At 41.2% G+C, this 18,426-nt stretch carries 14 protein-coding genes; 7 read left to right on the top strand and 7 right to left on the bottom strand.

Annotation, left to right across the window (positions count from 1 at the left end):
* Positions 1-314: 314 nt before the first annotated feature.
* Genes AC0L6H_RS00750 through AC0L6H_RS00740 form a run of 3 tightly spaced genes read left to right on the top strand, consistent with a single transcriptional unit; the run spans position 315 to position 3,163 of the window.
* A complete protein-coding gene (locus AC0L6H_RS00750; protein WP_473391960.1) occupies positions 315-1,610 on the top strand; it encodes an amidohydrolase in 1,296 nt (431 codons plus the stop codon).
* A gap of 54 nt (positions 1,611-1,664) precedes the next feature.
* Complete coding sequence (locus AC0L6H_RS00745) at positions 1,665-2,033, top strand: hypothetical protein (protein ID WP_473391959.1); 369 nt, start codon at positions 1,665-1,667, stop codon at positions 2,031-2,033.
* Positions 2,030-3,163 (top strand): hypothetical protein, encoded by a 1,134-nt coding sequence (locus AC0L6H_RS00740; RefSeq protein WP_473391958.1) that lies wholly within the window; start codon positions 2,030-2,032, stop codon positions 3,161-3,163. Before AC0L6H_RS00745 ends, AC0L6H_RS00740 begins: the two co-directional genes overlap by 4 nt.
* Before the next feature lie 32 nt (positions 3,164-3,195).
* On the opposite strand, the gene AC0L6H_RS00735 is transcribed toward AC0L6H_RS00740, so the two are convergent.
* Positions 3,196-4,359 (bottom strand): HDOD domain-containing protein, encoded by a 1,164-nt coding sequence (locus tag AC0L6H_RS00735; protein WP_473391956.1) that lies wholly within the window; start codon positions 4,357-4,359, stop codon positions 3,196-3,198.
* Between the two features lie 320 nt (positions 4,360-4,679).
* On the opposite strand from AC0L6H_RS00735, the gene AC0L6H_RS00730 reads away from it, so the two are divergent.
* On the top strand, positions 4,680-8,735 hold the full coding sequence (locus AC0L6H_RS00730) for an EAL domain-containing protein (RefSeq protein WP_473391955.1): 4,056 nt from the start codon (positions 4,680-4,682) through the stop codon (positions 8,733-8,735).
* 25 nt (positions 8,736-8,760) lie between these two features.
* Here AC0L6H_RS00730 and AC0L6H_RS00725 read toward each other — a convergent pair whose 3' ends face one another.
* Positions 8,761-11,040 (bottom strand): peptidase U32 family protein, encoded by a 2,280-nt coding sequence (locus AC0L6H_RS00725; protein ID WP_473391953.1) that lies wholly within the window; start codon positions 11,038-11,040, stop codon positions 8,761-8,763.
* Between the two features lie 154 nt (positions 11,041-11,194).
* Here AC0L6H_RS00725 and AC0L6H_RS00720 point away from each other — a divergent pair, with 154 nt between their 5' ends.
* Both AC0L6H_RS00720 and AC0L6H_RS00715 read left to right on the top strand, forming a co-directional pair.
* Positions 11,195-11,887 (top strand): glutathione S-transferase, encoded by a 693-nt coding sequence (locus AC0L6H_RS00720; RefSeq protein ID WP_473391952.1) that lies wholly within the window; start codon positions 11,195-11,197, stop codon positions 11,885-11,887.
* A 134-nt stretch (positions 11,888-12,021) separates the two neighbouring features.
* A complete protein-coding gene (locus AC0L6H_RS00715; protein ID WP_473391950.1) occupies positions 12,022-12,414 on the top strand; it encodes a ribonucleotide reductase subunit alpha in 393 nt (130 codons plus the stop codon).
* Between the two features lie 17 nt (positions 12,415-12,431).
* Here the strand turns inward: AC0L6H_RS00715 and AC0L6H_RS00710 are convergent, their stop codons facing one another.
* Both AC0L6H_RS00710 and AC0L6H_RS00705 read right to left on the bottom strand, forming a co-directional pair.
* Entirely contained in the window at positions 12,432-13,382 is a 951-nt protein-coding gene (locus tag AC0L6H_RS00710) for a hypothetical protein (protein WP_473391949.1), read from the bottom strand.
* Complete coding sequence (locus AC0L6H_RS00705; RefSeq protein WP_473391948.1) at positions 13,379-13,822, bottom strand: BlaI/MecI/CopY family transcriptional regulator; 444 nt, start codon at positions 13,820-13,822, stop codon at positions 13,379-13,381. Before AC0L6H_RS00705 ends, AC0L6H_RS00710 begins: the two co-directional genes overlap by 4 nt.
* Before the next feature lie 120 nt (positions 13,823-13,942).
* On the opposite strand from AC0L6H_RS00705, the gene AC0L6H_RS00700 reads away from it, so the two are divergent.
* Positions 13,943-16,066, top strand: a complete 2,124-nt coding sequence (locus AC0L6H_RS00700; RefSeq protein WP_473391947.1) for a TonB-dependent receptor — start codon at positions 13,943-13,945, stop codon at positions 16,064-16,066.
* Positions 16,067-16,111: 45 nt separating this feature from the next.
* Here the strand turns inward: AC0L6H_RS00700 and AC0L6H_RS00695 are convergent, their stop codons facing one another.
* Genes AC0L6H_RS00695 through AC0L6H_RS00685 form a run of 3 tightly spaced genes read right to left on the bottom strand, consistent with a single transcriptional unit; the run spans position 16,112 to position 18,013 of the window.
* Positions 16,112-16,285, bottom strand: a complete 174-nt coding sequence (locus AC0L6H_RS00695; RefSeq protein WP_473391946.1) for a hypothetical protein — start codon at positions 16,283-16,285, stop codon at positions 16,112-16,114.
* A gap of 8 nt (positions 16,286-16,293) precedes the next feature.
* A complete protein-coding gene (locus AC0L6H_RS00690) occupies positions 16,294-16,437 on the bottom strand; it encodes a hypothetical protein (protein WP_473391945.1) in 144 nt (47 codons plus the stop codon).
* A 10-nt stretch (positions 16,438-16,447) separates the two neighbouring features.
* Positions 16,448-18,013, bottom strand: coding sequence for a hypothetical protein (locus AC0L6H_RS00685; RefSeq protein WP_473391944.1), 1,566 nt, complete (start codon positions 18,011-18,013; stop codon positions 16,448-16,450).
* Positions 18,014-18,426: the final 413 nt, after the last annotated feature.

Raw genomic sequence — 18,426 nt, 5'->3', positions numbered from 1 at the left:
GGCAAAATCAGATAGTTAAAGGATGTATTGGCAGATTCCCGCCTCCGCGAGAATGACGGATATGCTTGAATTTTATGTTAACCAAACAGCATTAAGCGAAGGCTGAGATCTCCAAAATACATCCTTTATTTATGGGATGACCGAGGCAGTCTCAAGCGGGTTCCTGCCTTCGCAGGAAAGACGATTCGTTTAAACGAATAGTATTATGCCGTCGCAAGGACGATTCCGATTGTTTGCGACGATCCACAATAATTGAAAATTTAAGAAAATAAGCTTACATTAAACCTAAGTATAAAATAACTATAAAGATAATTATGAAACTACGTCTATCCACTCTCGCTGTTTTAGTTGGCCTGTCTGCCTTTTCCTCTGTTAACACTCACGCGCAACAATCCAAAGTGCTTATTTCTGATCAACTGGAACAAAAGGTGATTGAATGGCGCCGCGACCTACATCAAAACCCCGAACTAAGTAATCGTGAATTTCGCACCGCAAAAGTGGTGGCGAAACATTTAGAGGACTTAGGCTTAGAAGTAGAGAGCGGTATCGCATTTACAGGTGTGGTAGGCGTACTTAAAGGTGGTAAACCCGGCCCTGTTATTGCAATGCGCGCTGATATGGATGCGCTTCCAGTAGTCGAGAAAACAGATATAGCTTTTAAATCAACGGCAACCTCTCAATACAGGGGCAAAGAAGTTGGGGTGATGCATGCATGCGGACACGACCTCCACATGGCCATGCTTATGGGAGCCGCTGAAAAGCTTGCTTCAATGAAAGATGATATTCAAGGCACGGTCGTCTTTATTTTTCAACCCGCTGAAGAAGGTGCTCCTGGTGATGAGGAAGGCGGAGCAGAGTTGATGTTAAAGCAAGGCATGTTCGAAAAATACAATCCAGAAGTGGTGTTTGGTATACATGTGTGGTCAGCGGGTAATACAGGTCATATTGCCTACCGTGAAGGCCCCCTTATGGCGTCATCAGATCGTTTTGAAATAACGGTAAAGGGTAGACAAACCCATGGCTCACGACCTTGGGGTGGCGTAGATCCTATTGTTGCTGCAGGGCAAATTATAGGGAATACGCAAACAATTGTAAGCCGTCAGGTGAATATCACTAAAGCACCTGCGGTGGTGAGTTTTGGGATTGTAGAAGGTGGCGTCAGGAACAACATTATTCCGGATGAAGTCTACCTTGAAGGAACAATTCGAAACTTTGATATGGATAACCGTGCGCAAATTTTTGAAAACTTGAAAACGACAGCTGAAATGACAGCTAAGGCAACGGGTGCCGAAGCTCATGTACATATCGATGAAGGCTATCCGGTAACGATTAATAACCCTAAATTAACTCAGCAAATGCTGCCAACGATTGAACGCGTTGCGGGTGCAGAAAATGTTCACATAAGCGACCTCGTTACAGGGGCTGAAGACTTTTCGTTCTACGCCTTAGAAGTCCCCGGATTGTTTGTTTTTTTAGGCGTTACACCCGAAGGCCAAGACCCTATAAGCGCACCCAGTAATCACTCTCCATTTTTCTATGCTGATGAAAAAGCCTTGAAAACAGGCACTGAGTTGTATGTAAATTGGGCATTGGATTACGCCAATATGTAATTGAACAAAAAGCAAGAAACGCCAACAAGCATTGATCATTTGAAGGAACTTACCATGTCTTGGAATGTAAACGAGCCAGCTCATCGCTTTTTATGGCGCAGCGTACGAAGTCATAAATGGGATTTTGCTACCTCTGGTGGGAGCATGACCAGCTTTGAAGAAGGCGGTCAGTGGCAAAACGCTTTCATTATTGATGCAATGCCAGGCGATAGCCCAGAAATGATAAGGCTGAAGGCAGAAAAATTCATCCTTATCCTTAATCGCTTAATGATTGATGTTCATCAAAATTCTTACGAGCCTGGCTACGATTTATCAAAAGCCATCTCTGAATTAGCGCCTTTGTTTGCGTCGCCACAATCTAGATTGGCATCTTGTGCTGATGCGGTTGATAAGATTTATGATTGTATTGGAGAAGATTTATGAAGTGCTATATAGCGGCTTTGCTATTGGTACTTTGCTTTCCTAGTGCAGCACAAATAACGCCAAATCAAGCGATTTGCTCCAGTGATATGACCGAGAAAGTCTGCAAAGCCTTAAAAAAAGCTATTTTTGAAAGTGTCGCTGATGAAGCGTTTGACACCTTAGACGATCAAGCCTTTGCTGAGCGTTTTAATCAGTCATTTAAGAATATTGCCAAGCAACCTGAGTTTCTCAATAGCTTGCTAGATTCAGAATCCATTAAAAGCAGACTCGACACTATTCCGCTCACCATGACATTTAAATTTATTGATTCTGAAATAGCAGAGTCTGTAATAGGGCTTGAATTTATTTACTCAAAGCAAATAAAGCGTTGGAATGTAAATCACGATGGCGACAATCTTACAGATTTTAGCGTTGATTTTGATTTAGGTGGCACACTTACCAAAAACGCAGAAGAAAATCCGCGTAATTTTATTGAGCTTAGCGTTTCTGCGCGATGGTCAATTAAACCTTCTTTTTCTGCAAAAGAATTACGTGATGTTGTGGTTAATGAAACTTGTAACAGTGCTGAAATGATTGATGATGTATATTGTGCCCAGCTTGACAGAAGTAATTATGTAAATGCATTTAGCGATTATGCAGGCACGTTGTTCACCGATTACGGAGTCGATTTTACCTATGAAACGGATCAACGGTTTGAAGCGACTAACAGAACCATAAGTGCCTTTATATTTGCCGCCTATGAAGATTTTGACCGCACCAGTTTTATGGGGAAATATGCGATAAAACCAGCTTTGTTATTGTCTCTAGATACGGTAGAGCCTAGCAGTGACACTCCACGTAGCTTAGCCGGTGATGATGCAAGTTATGAACGACTTTCAGGAGAATTTTCGCTAACCCTACCGCTTCTGAAGCTTTTTGATACCCCTTATACCCTCGGGTTTAACTATCGTGCCTTTAAAGAGCTAGGTGCTTCTGAAACTGTCAAAAATGCGAATTTAGCAGATTACCGATTACGCACATATAGTTTAAACGCTCCTAACGGTTTAGTCGTATCATATTCGTCGGGGCGTTTACCCTTTGGTATTGTTGAAGAAAATATTGTAGAACTTGGTTTCAAGACTTACTTTTAATCCAAATGCCTATTAGCGCCTGCAATGAGCGCTTAGAATGCTATTTTTTGTGTGGTTAAATTTGCTGCTTCTAGCAGTTTAATTTTTATGCTCGCATCTGCAAATACGCGATTGAATAATCCAAGCTCATATTGCACTAAAAGCTTTGGTAAATAATAAAATTCTTCCTTATTGGTTGCTTCAAATGTCAAAGCCGGTGCAGAGATAATATCATTACTGTCTTCGTAAATTATCGACTCTGCAATACGGCAACAACAGTAACAAACCAAAATCTCTTGAATCAGTGTGTTATTTAAACTTGAATCGCTGAGCTGGTTGCTAAATGGGAGTGCGCTGTTATGAAGTGAATCAAAAATCTCTGCAGGTAAATTCCATTTTTTTACTAAAATGCCCGTTAAAATAGCACTATTCGCTTTCGTTAATTCTTGCGTGTATTCAAGTCGTTCGAAATAGGAGCTGCTTTTTGAATACAATTGGGCGGTCTCAGGGCAAGAAAACAGGGTAGAGATATCTCCTAAGTACGATAACTGACAGCGCGTCGATAACTCAGCAGCATTTTCTAAGTGCATCGCCTTTGTAATGATTAAAGCAATAGAGCTTGCTAAGAAACTTGCTGCCCAAATTTTTTGGTAGGTTTCTTTTTGTCTGGGATCACTAAAGCTTACGCTTTTTTGAAGTGCAAAATGGGTGGCAATGTTTTTTACTTGTATCACGCCTAAATACACAATCGCATGATGCACGTTAACGATGGGCCTAGATAAACCAAATAAGGGCGAATTTGATACATTAAGTATTTTAGCTACCAACTCCGGATCGGTTTTTACGGTGTCGTAAAGGAATTTTGCATCGCTAATCTTGCCGGTTAACGCGCTTAATAAAGGATGAGGTTTGCGCATGCTTTCGTTTGCGGGCAGATGATGATATGGATGGTCGGCTTCGATTGACGTAATTAAGCTAAACTTCAGAAAATCTGGTGATGCTTTTGGCACTTCTGTTAGCTTGAGCTTTTTTTCATGGGCATGGGCACTTGATGCGTCCGGCAAATCATGAAAAAGTTCGCCATGCACTTCTCTTTTTTCCCTATGCTTTATTAGGCTGTTCGTTGCTACTTTTTCCGCATTGTCGCTACGCACCCACACTATGACACATAGCGCTAAAATGGTGAGCAACACTACAAAAGCAAAATTAGCTAACAAGTTTCGATTCCTTCAATTCCTCAAACGATTTCTATTTATAGCCTTTTTAGCTGAGGAAAGATTATTGAATTCACTTCTTCCGTATTTATAGCGATACCTTTCCAGTCGACACAAATGTTTAACTTCTCACGCGGTTTGGTCATTGCTCCTAGTATCTGTAGACAAACAATAGAGCATGTTTCGTATAAGTCATTCCGTGTTGTAACTAATTAGCAATCACAGCCGATACCTTAGTGTTACTTTTTTTCTAAACTGGACTATGAAAAATTAATTCAATAAAAAGGATACAGACTTGGTTCTGTAAACAAGTAAAACTGAAAATGCCCACAGCACTGATATTGTTGTTAGGGTCAAACATACTTTGCTCTTTTTCGGCATCCTCAAACATTCAGTTTCAAGCCGAAGAGGCTTCCTCGATTGCTCATTTTCGAGCAATCCCTATACAGGTTAACGATACTACAAGTGCGCAAACACGGCATTCGGTGCAAGATAGCCAAGGTTATATTTGGTCTTCTGGAATTGGTTTAACTCGTCATGACAGTTATCAAGCAGAACACTTTGACTTGCCCTCTACGCTGGCATCGACAGTTAAAACTGACCCGTACTTATTTAAGGATAGTCAAGAGCGTTTATGGGCAGCAAGCACTGGCTTGCATCGATATCATCAAAAGACCCAAACATTTAGCCATTTTAAATTAGGCAATTCACAGCGCATTACATCGATTGTTGAAGACAGTGAAGGTCATTTATGGATGTTAGGTTCAGAGCCCGGCTTCTTCAGATTTGATACAAAGACGCAACAAGTAAGCAAAATATATAAAAGTAAAGCGCATATCGCAAACAATGAATACGTGCCAGCCCCCGACGTTGTGCATAGCAGTATTTATGATCCTTCTTTAAATACAATCTGGTTTGCATCCAATAAAGGCGTGTTTGGTTTTGAAATTGAGACACAAACTTTATTCAAAATAAAGACCGCTATAGATACCTATTTTGGCGGTTTTTTCGTTAGAGATATTGCACTGGATGCAAAGCGTAATCTATTGTGGGTAGGCACTCCAAAAGGCCTGCTGCAAATAAAAACAGACACTCAACAAAGCCGTCTTTTTAGCGCCGATGGGAAAGACGGTAGCTTACCTATTTCTGATGTCAGTGTTACCTTTGTCGATTCCGCTGGAAATACTTGGCTTGGTTTGGAAAAGGAAGGTTTGTGTGCTTTTAAACACAGTACGCAAACCTTTATATGCCTGCGTTCGTCGGTAGAGGGGCAATACAAATTGCCTGCCGCTACTGTCGAAGATATAAGTGAAGACAATGCCGGTTCGCTATGGTTGTCGATGAATCAATATGGCTTGTTCAGGATCACTCCAGATCTTGAAAAGTTCGTTAACTTGCGTGACAAAATCACAAATGATGACAAGGCTTATTTCCCGAATACTTTTGGCGGGCTTGTTAGGAAAAACAACGATATTTGGATGGCAACTGACGGCGGCGGCATCAATATCTTTAATCATAAAACCGGTGTGTTAAGCACTTTGACCAACGACCCACAAAACCCCAAATCACTTTCTTCAAACTCGGTTATATCGCTTAGCGAAGATGAAAATGGCTTTATATGGGCGGGCACTTGGGCCGGTGGTATCTCTAAAATTAATCCAAATAATGGTATTGCGACACAGTATATCAATGTACCAAACGACTCTCCTTCAAGTACGATTGCCGCTAACAATGTTTTTGTCGTAAGAGCAGATATGAAAGGCGGGCTTTGGCTGGCTGTTTGGGGAGTCGGCCTACAGTATTTTGATATTAAAAATGAAGTGTTCAGCACGTTCCCTCAGACCTTAAGGGGAGGTCATAAAAGCGTTGCTAATTCGGACATTACCAGCATGCAAATCATCGATGAAAGTTTGTGGATGACGGGCTATGCGGGCCTTGAAGTGATGGATACTAATACTGCGACTTCTCGCTTGTTGCTGGAGGCTGATGAATACGGATTTACCTATGTGTTAGTTGAAAGTGACTCAGAAGTTTGGATAGGCTCACACAACGGTTTAATTCGCTTTAACCCTTTAACAGGTGACAAACAAATTTATACTACCGAAGATGGCTTGTCTGACAATAATATTTCTTATATCACAAAAGACAATGCGAACAGCTTGTGGGTAGCAACAGGCGACGGTGTATCTTTGCTAAAACCTAACGAAGAAGGTTTTGTGAAATACACCGAGCAAGATGGAATCGTAGGCAAAAGAATGAGTTCACATGGCTTATTCGTGGAGGTAGATGACCTATTGTATGCGCCAAGTAAGTCGGGTATCACGATTATCGATCCAAATGATTTGCCACAAAACCACTATCGTCCCCCAACGGTTTTAAGCAGTATTAGCGTTATAAACGATACACCGTATCTGCTAAAGCAGAATACTCTTGAGTCTACTTATCTTCCAAAAGATGCAAATAGCTTAGAATTTAACTTTAGTTCTATGGGGTTTATTTTCCCCGAGAACAATTTATTCAAATATAGGTTAACAGGTTGGCAAAAAGAGTTTGTGCAAGTCAACCCAAATGAACGCAGTGCTAAGTACAATAATTTACCTGCAGGCGACTATAAGTTTGAAGTCTATAGCACTAATAATAACGGCATGTGGGATGAGCAAGGCGCTAGCTTTTCATTTACCATTCTACCTCCCTGGTGGCAGGCTTGGTGGGCCTATTTGCTTTTCATCATTGGTATTATTCTCAGCATACAGGTTATTGATAAATGGCGCTTTGCACTGAAAGCTAACCGTGAAAAAATTTTACAGGGCAGGGTGAAAGAAAAGACTAAGCAACTGGCGACCTATGCAGCTAGGTTAAAACAAAGTAGTGATTCTCTGTCTGAGCTCAATAGTGAATTAGAAAATCGTGTAGAACAAAGAACCATTGAGCTTCAAGAAGAAATAAATGAAAGAAAGCTAGTTGAGCAGAAGCTATTTCACATGGCATTCCACGATTCTCTCACTAATTTGCCTAATCGTGTGTGGATCACTCAACAAATAGAAAAGCTATTAGTACGTTGTCAAAATGAAGCAGCGTTTAGCTTTGGTATCATGTTTTTAGATGGCGACCGCTTTAAACACATAAATGATACCTTGGGTCACATAACCGGTGATGAACTATTGAAGCTGTCATCACAACGATTAAATAGCATACTCAGTGATGGCCTGAATGTTGGTCGGCTCGGGGGCGATGAGTTTACTGTGATTGCAGAATCGTATTCTGAAAAGCAACTTATCGAACTTGCTCAAGTTATTATTGATGCGTTTAAACAGCCTTTTAAAATCGAAGAGCATATCTTGTATTTTAATGTCAGTATTGGCATTGTTAAGTGCGATCGACACTATTCGCAAGTCCCTGAAGTATTGCGTAATGCAGATATTGCTATGTACAGTGCCAAAGAAATGGGAAGGGGCACTTATCAGCTATTTGATGAACAGATGCAGCGTAAGACTCTTGAAACGGCAGCCCTAGAAGTTGGCTTGCGCATAGCTGTTGAAGACGAGCAATTTAACTTGGTTTATCAACCGATTGTTGATATAGAAACGGGGTGTATTGCCGGCTTTGAAGCGCTCATTCGGTGGAATCACCCAAAACGAGGATTTATATCACCATTAACTTTTATTCCTATTGCTGAAGAAACTGGGCTTATTTGGGACATTGGGAAGTGGGTGTTGCATGAAGCCTGTAAACAGGCGAAGGCATGGCATGACATGGGCCTTCATCTCAAGCCTACAATTTCGGTTAATTTGTCCACCAATCAAATTCGCAATAATTGCTTTTTAGATATGGTAGACGACATAATTGCTGCCACTGGTATCGACCCTTCATATATTAAGCTCGAACTCACAGAATCGGTGTTAATCGAAAATAATCATGCGATGAATAGCTTATATGAGGCTCTAGGCGACAGAAATATTGATTTAGCAATTGATGATTTTGGTACTGGATATTCATCTTTAGCCTATTTAAACGAAATACCTGTTGAGTATTTGAAGATTGACAAGTGTTTTGTTGAAGCTATTGACCAAAATAAAGATGCAGACATTAATGCAGATGCTTTGGAAATAGTAAAAGGCATCATTTCATTGAGTAAGAGTTTGCGCAAGCGCACCGTGGCTGAAGGTATCGAAACACGTACGCAGCTCAATGCTTTAATAGAATGTGGTTGTGACTATGCGCAAGGCTATTATATGGCGAAACCATTGAACAAAGACGCCGCAACGGATATTCTTTTATCTAAAAAGACAATCCCTGAAGGCGGAATCATCATTCCAAAAGAAAAACATCAACGCCAATATACCAGGCGCACCCGCCCAACATTAGCCATTTTGGGTTAAGTGCCTAAAGTGTTGATTGGCAATATCACAATCCATTGTGATATTGCACGTTGGTTGCTTGGGGAACAAGTTCGTTTAGATTTGAGGCTATTTGTTTATCGCCCTTGAGCAGTTTCTCAAACTCATATATCAGTTGGGCTTTATCGGGCGAGGGTTTGTCGCCTGCACCGATGTTGGTTAAATCAATCATAAAGCCGTCAAACAAAGTACTTAAATCTTCTATAATTTCCATATTCATAAACTGATCTTGATTGAAAATACTGGGATAGCCTGCTTTTTGTTTATCGATAGCGAAAGATTCACCTTTCAGATTAGTGATGCTGGTAGATTTGTCACAAGAGAGCATACAACCGTTATCGATACGGGGTTTTTCGCAGCCCACACTTTGCTGGAAAAAGCACTGACGGCTAGTCATCAACAAAATAGGATGATAAATACTATACATCAATTTGAAGTTTTTAGGCCGAGCGATGTTTTGCATTTGCTGACGGTTTATTTCATTTGAAATAAAGGCACCACTACAATTAAATCCTTCCTGCAGAGCCAACAAGGCGTATGAGTTTGTGGTATTCAAAAAAGGCCCGGCAATCCACTCAATAGATAGTTCACACGCGCGGTTAGCAATGCCAGTATTATTCGTGACGATAATTTTTGGTTTGACTTGTTCTAATATATTAAGCGCAACATCGTAGTCTTTACCAATTAATACCGGTGGGAACCAAGGTATTAAGCGCGGGTGCGCACGCAAAAACTCGATGTACTTGGTGCAGCCACGTTTGTAAGCGTCGGGTAATTTAAAATAAACATCGGCGCTGGTAATATCAGCTAAGTGCACATCATTTTCATCACATATTAAGATTGAAAGTGCAGGAGGGCTAGTATCGTTTTTCGCATGGCTTTCTAATTTAGGTAATAGCACTTCGGGCAATACGGCTTTACCATTATTTAAAACAGTGGCCAACTCATTTTTAAGCGCACTAAGGGATTTAAAGGGCAAGCTTAAACCTGGTGCAAGATTTTGTGTATCAATGCTGAGAAGTTGATATTGCGCATTATTGAAGGTACGAAAACGCTTGTCTACTAAATCAGGCGTAAGGTTTGATTGCTCACTTGCAATCAAAGGCGTATTGGACTGAAGCTTGATGCAACGACTTTGCTTTTTTTGACCCGGTAAGCCTTGGGCTTCTTCTAAAGTTGCCTCAATCGTTAAGAAGCTTCCTTGTTCGCCTTTTATTACCAAGCTTAGATCAATTTTTTCGATACTTAGGTGCTTAACTTTATCAAACACCAAAGCGTTAGTTTGGTCGCGCTCTGACTGAAGCGACTGTTTAACCTCTTGAATTTGCACTACCGAAATAGCGTTGTTGGCAGCTAGTGCGCGCTTGGTCGAATTATCGCGCGGATTTTCAATAAACATCGACTGATTTAAATCTCCGCGCAAAAAGGCGTTGGTTAAATCACGGTTAAATACTTTATAAAGGCGTTCACCGTCTTCGCTAAGCTCGCCGGTGGCTAAATAGCCATCTATTTGTTTACGAAAACTGTCAACCACTGTGTGCACGTAGCTTGCACCTTTTATTCGGCCTTCTATTTTAAATGAATGTACGCCCGCCTCAATTAAGGCCGGGAGATCAAAAAAGGCAGAATTGTCTTTAATGTTTAAAGGAAAATTGTTACCTGATGCTGTGGTTTCATATTCTTCTCGGCAAGCTTGGCTGCAGCGACCACGGTTCCCTGAGTTGCCGACACTTGCCGAGCTTGAATAACACAGCCCTGAGAACGCGACACACAATGAGCCATGCACAAAGACTTCAGTAAGTATGTCGTGTTGTTTGCCAACAGCCGCCATTTGGGTAATTTCGCGCAGGTTTAATTCGCGCGACAAATTAAGTCGCGATGCCCCTAGTTTCTTAAGGAAAGGAATTTGGCCAACATTGTGCGTGGTCATTTGGGTTGAAGCATGGATATCCAAAGTAGGGAAGTACTTTTTGATTAAGTAAAACATGCCGATGTCTTGCACAATGACACCATCTAGGGTGGTATTTACAAGCTTACTCAGGAGTTTTGCCATGGCCTTAAATTCACGCTCTAAAATAACGATATTTAAGGTTAAAAAGATTTCGCATTCGTATTGATGGGCCAAACGAATCACGCCAACTAATTCTTCAAACGATATGTTAGAGGCTCGATTGCGGGCATTAAAGCTGTCAAGACCACAATAAACAGCATCAGCGCCTGCTATTATCGCCGCTTTAATTGCGTCTATATCGCCACCTGGGGCAAGGAGTTCTATTTTTGAAGACATGGTTGTCACTTCTATTTACATTGGGCAAATCAAATTAGCGCGGATTTTACCTGTATATTGCAGGTGTTTATAGCGTTAAAGTGACTTAATGCTAGAATAAACGGGTAAATGTCTGATGTAGACTAAAAATAATCAACCGTGGACTTTTCTTTTAATGGCCTTACCTATTTTATATTCGCTACGACATTGTCCTTTTGCCATGCGTGCGCGCCTTGCTATTTTTAGGTCAGGCCAAGCCATTGAGCTTCGTGATGTGGTGCTCACTAATAAGCCTGCATCAATGTTGCGTGCGTCGCCAAAAGGCACCGTACCTATTTTAGTGGTATCAGCGGATTTAATTATTGACGAAAGCCTAGATGTGATGTTGTGGAGTTTAGGCCAAAGCGACCCCCACGATTTACTTCTGCAGCAAAAAAGCGACAACAATGACACGCCTTTGCATGGCTTAACTGCACAACAGCGCCTTAGCGAAATACTTGCTTTTATCAAAGTGTATGACAGTGAATTTAAAGGCTGTATAGAGCGCTACAAATGCGCCAAGCGTTACCACGAGAGTAACTTAATTGAGTTACGAGAAGCGTGTGAAGTCTATATTCAAGACTTAGAAACGCGCCTAGCCAAGCATGAGTTTGTGTTTGGCAAGCAAGAAAGCCTAGCTGATATTGCCATTTTTCCTTTTATACGCCAGTTTGCTAAGGTAGAAAGGCAGTGGTACGTTCAATCACCTTATAAAAACCTCAAACGGTGGCTTAATGCTTATCTACAAAGTGCCATGTTTAACAAAGTGATGGCGCCAAACGATATTTGGGAAGAGGGTACTGAAGGTATCGTTTTTCAAGGCCAGTAGCCCTAGCTGGGCTTAGGGCTTTATTCGTCTATACCTATAATTGAGTAGTTAATTACCTACTCTTTGATATTCACAACGCTGCCTACATACCGTACCTTATGTGCCATTCTACTTTGTATATAAGTTAACTTACTATGATTTCAATGTTCAGCGATTTACTCGAACTGGCTAACGAACAGCCTGACCCACAGCGACTCCTTTTTTTATTTGCAGCCACCGATGCGACCAACAAGAGTGCTAAGCGTGATGAGAAAAAAGGCACAATCGAACCCACTATGGTTGTCGATAAACTGCCAGAAGAGCTGTCGACCTTTAGCGAACTTGTTAGCGAAGCTGATGGTATAAATAAATCTTGGGACTTTGTTTTTATAGCGAGCTTAAGTGGCAACAAAAAGATGCCGCCAAGTAGCGAAGAAGCACAGCCTTACCTTGACCAAATGACTAGCGATGTTGAGACTGGCAAAAACATTAATCGTTACGTTGTGTTTGACCGAGAAGAAAACCCTATCGAACTGCTGGCAAGCTAAACTGTTAGGCAGAGTATTTATAAAAATTGATCAGACAGGTAGTGCGTTAGGCTCGTTAAACTGACCATTACGAAAAAATACTGCAACGCTACTAGCGCAAGGCTAATGGGATTAGCAATCGTTGACTCTGACGCCGCGCTAATTGCTTGACCCTTATCTCTCTTAGCTAAGTTGCCAAAAAGTTGTTGAATGTATTTAGGTAAATGGCGAATATGTTCTTGGTCTTCAACATCTTGATTAGGCTGCGCCTCTTTGATTTGCGAGCAAATGGCTTCATGGCTAGCGTTGTTTAAATCAGCTAGTAAGCCATTTTTTATACTCTTTGGCCAAAGCCATGTGCTTATTTTTGCAAGCCTTGCACGCAAATTGTCATAGTGCTTGCAGCGCATAAGTTCATACATCAAAACTAGCTTTAAACTACTTTTAGTTAGACTTGAACTCGTGTGGCTAGAGATGACAATTTTTGGCTTTAACAAACCAATATTCATGATTAATGGGACGGATGAATCCACAATAGTGAGGTAATTTTTTTGAACGATATTCTCACTGTCTGAGACGAGTTCAAACAAGTTCTGAATTTTAATATTCAAACTTTTTTGCTGTTTAAGGTTTAGAAAAATGATCAGTAGTGTTAGTACGATGAGCACCAGCGCCAAAGACAATAAATAATGTGTGGATTGAAAAAACGCAGGGACATGAGGCTCACAGAGACTCACATGACAATGCTTGTAAAGACTAGGAAGTGAGCTAGGTAAAACAAATGCAAACACGCTTACTAAGCTAATTAAGGGGGCACCTAATGCCGTCAATAAAAGTACAATAGATCTAAGATTAGCTGATGACTTTTTTAGCAAAGGCCGCATCAGTAGGTAGAGGCCAGAATACAGGTAAGACACTATCACAAAAAAAACAATGACCATCAGCATCAACATTATCGTGATAGATAATGTGGAGTTGATGTGTATCACAATGCTTCCTGCTGGGTCTGGTCAATGTGGCGATTACATACCTTTAATATTTGCTTACTTAAATCAGAATCCCAAGATTGCAAATAGGCCATAATCCCTGTGAGCATGACCCAATCATCGCCTTGGCCCATTTCCTCTTTTATTTCGCCGAGCAAGCTTCCAATGACTTCTTGTTTAGAGTAGAGAACGGAATAAATATATGCCTTTCCCACTTTTTTACGTTCAAGTAATTTCTTGCGCCATAGCCTTTCTATTGTGCTTTGGATGGTATGAAGACTAATTACTTTTGCTTGACTGCTGTGTTCTTCTTCTAACAAATTTAAAATATCGACGGCGCTTAAACTTGACTCTTCGTTGCGCCAGAAAAAATCCAAGGTCTGAATTTCGCGTTTCCCAAGCATAGGCGCTTCTAACTTTTGTGCATGTTTGCTGTTCTTCATAAGCAGCGTCCTTGTTTATTTTTATTTTGCACCGATGTCTTATCGGTTTTAGTTAAGTGTTATTTAATAAACGCACTAACGCACAAACTAGATGCAAGTTTACTAAAAAAGGTTTACAGAATGTACCATTTAACTGAATCAAAGCAAAAATTTGCCGGTAAATTGTCGAAGATAAGTCTTGTTTTACTCATGACCTTCCCCGTTGTAGCCATGTCGAATCAACTACAACAAGACAGTGAAGCGACATCAACTGAAATTGAAAATATTGAAGTTGAAGGACGTTCACAAAATTTAATTGGTGAAGCGATATCGGCCTCAGAAGGAGTAGTGGGACAATCTGAACTCGCCAATCGGCCAATGCTGCGTACCGGCGAGGTACTTGAACTAGTGCCCGGAATGGTGGTTACCCAGCACAGTGGCACGGGTAAGGCGAACCAGTACTTTCTGAGGGGCTTTAATCTCGACCACGGTACTGATTTTGCCACCTCCATTGATGGTATGCCTATTAATATGCGCACGCATGGCCATGGCCAAGGCTATACCGATTTAAATTTTATCATTCCAGAAACGATACAAACGATTAAATACAAAAAAGGGGCATATTACGCTGATGTCGGTGATTTCAGTGGTGCCGGTAGTGCCGAATTTAATACCTTGAAAGGCCATCAGCCAGCTCAACTTAGTGCCACACTTGGCAGTTATGATTATCAGCGTTACTTAGTGATGAATGGTGTTGCGATAGAGGATGGGTCATTCAATTATGCCGTAGAAGTCAATCGCTACGACGGTCCATGGTCTGATATTAAAGAGGATTTACGCAAATTAAATATATTTGCAAAATATAATCGCAAGCTATTTGATGGTCAATTCAGCTTAAGCTTTATGGCATATGACAACGAATGGAATAGTGCTGACCAAATACCGCAACGTGCTGTCACTCAAGGTATTATTGATGAGCTTGGTTCACTTGACACCACACTCGGTGGTCAAAGTAGTCGCTATAGTGTGAATGCACAGTGGCAAAATGATGCAATTTCAGCGGCCGTATATGCGATTGATTATGACCTAAACCTATGGTCAAACTTCACTTATTTTTTAGATAATCCTGTTAGCGGTGATCAGTTTGAACAAGTCGATGAGAGACAAATTTTCGGCGGTCATATTGAGCACCTTCAACTTTCAAAATGGGCAGATTTAGATGTTGCCAATACCGTCGGGCTTGAATTTAGGATAGACGATATTGATAACGTTGCTTTGTTTCGAACGCAAGCTAGGCAGCGCCTTGGGGCTATTCGAAGCGATGTGGTAGAAGAAGGAAGCGTTGGCTTGTTTTGGGAAAACAAGATTGCATGGACTGAAAAATTGCGTACCAGCTTTGGCCTAAGATATGACTATTATACATTTGATGTTGATAGCCTAGTATCTGTTAACGTTAATGACGTTGACCTAAGCGGCAACAAAGGAAGCGAAAACGAAGATAATATTAGTTTAAAAGGCAGCGTCATTTATACCTTTAGCAACGAACTGGAAGGCTATGTGTCAGTTGGGCAAGGTTTTCATTCGAACGATGCCCGAGGCACAATTTCTCAAATAGATCCTAATTCAGGTGAGCTCATAGCGCCTGTAGACCCATTGGTTGATTCTTTGGGATATGAGCTTGGGCTGCGCACAACACTTGGCGATAAACTCAATGCGTCCTTTTCCTTATGGGCCTTAACTCTCGACAGTGAATTACTGTTTGTAGGCGATGCTGGTAATACTGAACCAAGTTTTGAGTCTGAGCGAAAGGGCTTTGAAGTAACAGCCTACTATCGTTTTACAGACGAATTAACCTTTGATCTTGAATATGCATACACCGATGCGAAATTTAATGGTGTAGCTAGCGACGAGAACGCTATTCCAGGCGCAGTCGAACATGTTATTCAAACCGGTCTAACATGGCAACAAGAAGGTTGGTTTGGCTCTGTACGCTATCGCTTTTTTGGTGAAAGACCTTTGGTTGAAGACTCAAGCGTAACATCTGACAGTACCAATATAGTGAACGCAAATGCAGGCTATCGATTTGATTCAGGTATCATTCTTAAACTCGATATTTTGAATGCACTTGATAGTGACGACCATGATATTGACTACTTTTATGCCAGTCGTTTAGCCAACGATCCTGCCGGTGCAGAGATAGAAGATTTGCATTACCATGTATTAGAACCGCGCAGCGTTAGGTTGTCGGTTGCCTATAGTTTCTAGTTGGAACGGGCTTAAATAAGCCTGTTTCATTATTCACTATTTGAATTAATACTCTCCGTCTAAATCAACCTTTTTGGTGCCCTTTAAAGCGTGCTCAGCGTCAGTCACTATTACATTGGGATGATGTTGTTCGGTGTTCGTTTGAATCTCAAATGACCATGCGTACTTGCTTTGCCCATAATCTGTGGGCGGTGTTATGCGCAAACCTTTAGAGGTCATTTCCCAACTTACTCTGGCATCGCGTCTTGGGGCACCGGCACTTTCTGTAACGATTCCCAACTACCGTCATAGGGTTTATCGACCGCCTCAATATAAGTGCAGACAAAAAGCAATGCTGATACTGTAATCACTATTATTATTTTCTTAAACATTATCAATGTCCTATAAACTAAAGTGCAAGGCTATTTTATCTAATATTGGTTTGGCGTCATTTTCTGTAGTGTCTGTCAGGCGTACTTCGAACTGGAATCCGTACCCCTCTGGCAAATGACTAAGATCAAGCTGAGCCGGTGTTTTTGCGATTTGCTTGGAAAAGCCAGGTATATAATCGTAACTTTCTGTAACTGTTTCCCACTTGGTCCAATTGTCGACTTCACCATCGTTGTCTGTATCTACACCAACTCGTACATCAACGCCATCAACCCAAGGGCCAGGGCTTACGTAGTCGGTGGCCATTTGAGTGACTAAATAAAATTGCCCCTGTGCAAACATAATATCCGGATCAGGATGCCCTTGCCCAATACTGCCGCTGAAAGTAAAGGGCTCGTCGATACTAGCTGACGTGAACCAAGCCACTTTCATGTTTTGCTTTCCATGTTTCCCAGCTGGGTCGAAATCACCAAAAAGGTAGTACTGCCCGCCAATTGCAATGGATGCCCAGTCGCCATAGGCATTTTGCTCTGGTTCGTGTATTTCGTATTTGGCAAATGCCCGGATATCTCCCGCTTTTACCCTGTGCTCTGGCACATCAACGGGTGCAGGTTTTCCCGGGTAGTTTGTAGGGTCATCCCTATTCCAATGAGGATGTACATATTCAGCAAACTCCCCCGTAGGATTTGTTCTTTCATCTACGGCAGGTTCTAATATTGTGAAGTTTTCGATGCCGTCTTTGCTAACAGCATGCCCAGCAAGCGGTGAATCCCAAGCGTGAGTGCTGGCATCGATTGGACTCCAGTCCTCATAAATAATATGGAAATTCCCAGAGAGATCACGAATGAGGGCTGTATCTGAGCCATGAGATGGGTCCTTGAACACCATCCCCATATTTTTACCTGGGAGCCCGTCCATAAGATCTTCATCTATATAAAGATGAGGGTCTTGATCATTTGGAAAATCATAGTAGATATAGACTTTTCCGTCGGCGTATTCGGCCGATGTTACCCAGGTTGAAAAACTTTCTGTAACAGAACCATGATGTACCCAATTTACCATATCTCGGCTTTGCCACGCATGGTAGCCACCAGCGCTTTTTTGCAAGCCACCAGGAGCGTTATATTGATTTGGAAACTGGGTTGTCATAAGCTCAGCGTCAAACCCTTCTAGTTTTGTAGGGGTAGCAACAAAGTTTTTATTTTTTGAAACACCGTAACGTCCAAATATCCAATGATTGTTTGGCCCCATGCTCAAAAAAACAGGAGCGTCTCTTAAATTCGCTGGACCAATGTTGTCGACTGGCTGCCAATTATGCCATACAGGAGATTGGCTTAATGTGATGGACTTGGCACTTCGTTTCTTTGAAAATGATTTAAGATTACTTCGAAAAGAAGCGGTTTTTGCAATCGGCACCGCTAGGCCATTTTCAAATTTGAGATTAGTTTGGACAGATTCAGATGATTGCCAGTCGTCTTGACTATCGATTATCCAATATTCTGTTTCTTGGCTTAGTGCGACAGCGTTGAAAGCAATCATGGCTAAAGCCGCAGTAATTACCGATATGTTAATTTTCATTAGATTCTTCTATATATAAAAATTTCTTTAAATTTAGGTTAACACGGCCATAAATGCATAGTAAGGCTGTTGAAAATCCTCACCGTTTGCTCTTTTTCCGCTCATAAGAACTGCTAATTAGCGCTTCAGACTTTACAAAAATCCTTTCGATATGGGCCTTAGTTTAATTAAAGCTGATAATTATTAAACTTAGTGACCAGCGCACTTCTTCAACACAATGATGCCGACCTTTAAAACCCCAAATTGATGAGCAATGCTCCAGTTGTCAATAAGCGTTTTGAGATTTACATGGCGAATGGTGTATATTTATATTAAACTAAACATCAATATTTTGTTAGGGTATTGTAAATAAAATAATTAACAAGCTTGATTTCAGAGGGCATTCGTCAGCCAGCAATACATTTATTGTCTGC

This window comes from Glaciecola sp. G7-5, from assembly GCF_055808975.1.
This window is presented reverse-complemented; position numbering and strand designations above follow the sequence as displayed.

Bases quoted from the DNA above. Each gene is read 5' to 3' on its own strand.
- AC0L6H_RS00750 (WP_473391960.1), top strand. From the start codon at position 315: ATGAAACTACGTCTATCCACTCTCGCTGTTTTAGTTGGCCTGTCTGCC.
- AC0L6H_RS00745 (WP_473391959.1), top strand. From the start codon at position 1,665: ATGTCTTGGAATGTAAACGAGCCAGCTCATCGCTTTTTATGGCGCAGC.
- AC0L6H_RS00740 (WP_473391958.1), top strand. From the start codon at position 2,030: ATGAAGTGCTATATAGCGGCTTTGCTATTGGTACTTTGCTTTCCTAGT.
- AC0L6H_RS00730 (WP_473391955.1), top strand. From the start codon at position 4,680: ATGCCCACAGCACTGATATTGTTGTTAGGGTCAAACATACTTTGCTCT.
- AC0L6H_RS00725 (WP_473391953.1), bottom strand. From the start codon at position 11,040: ATGTCTTCAAAAATAGAACTCCTTGCCCCAGGTGGCGATATAGACGCA.
- AC0L6H_RS00720 (WP_473391952.1), top strand. From the start codon at position 11,195: ATGGCCTTACCTATTTTATATTCGCTACGACATTGTCCTTTTGCCATG.
- AC0L6H_RS00715 (WP_473391950.1), top strand. From the start codon at position 12,022: ATGATTTCAATGTTCAGCGATTTACTCGAACTGGCTAACGAACAGCCT.
- AC0L6H_RS00705 (WP_473391948.1), bottom strand. From the start codon at position 13,822: ATGAAGAACAGCAAACATGCACAAAAGTTAGAAGCGCCTATGCTTGGG.
- AC0L6H_RS00700 (WP_473391947.1), top strand. From the start codon at position 13,943: ATGTACCATTTAACTGAATCAAAGCAAAAATTTGCCGGTAAATTGTCG.
- AC0L6H_RS00695 (WP_473391946.1), bottom strand. From the start codon at position 16,285: ATGACCTCTAAAGGTTTGCGCATAACACCGCCCACAGATTATGGGCAA.
- AC0L6H_RS00690 (WP_473391945.1), bottom strand. From the start codon at position 16,437: ATGTTTAAGAAAATAATAATAGTGATTACAGTATCAGCATTGCTTTTT.
- AC0L6H_RS00685 (WP_473391944.1), bottom strand. From the start codon at position 18,013: ATGAAAATTAACATATCGGTAATTACTGCGGCTTTAGCCATGATTGCT.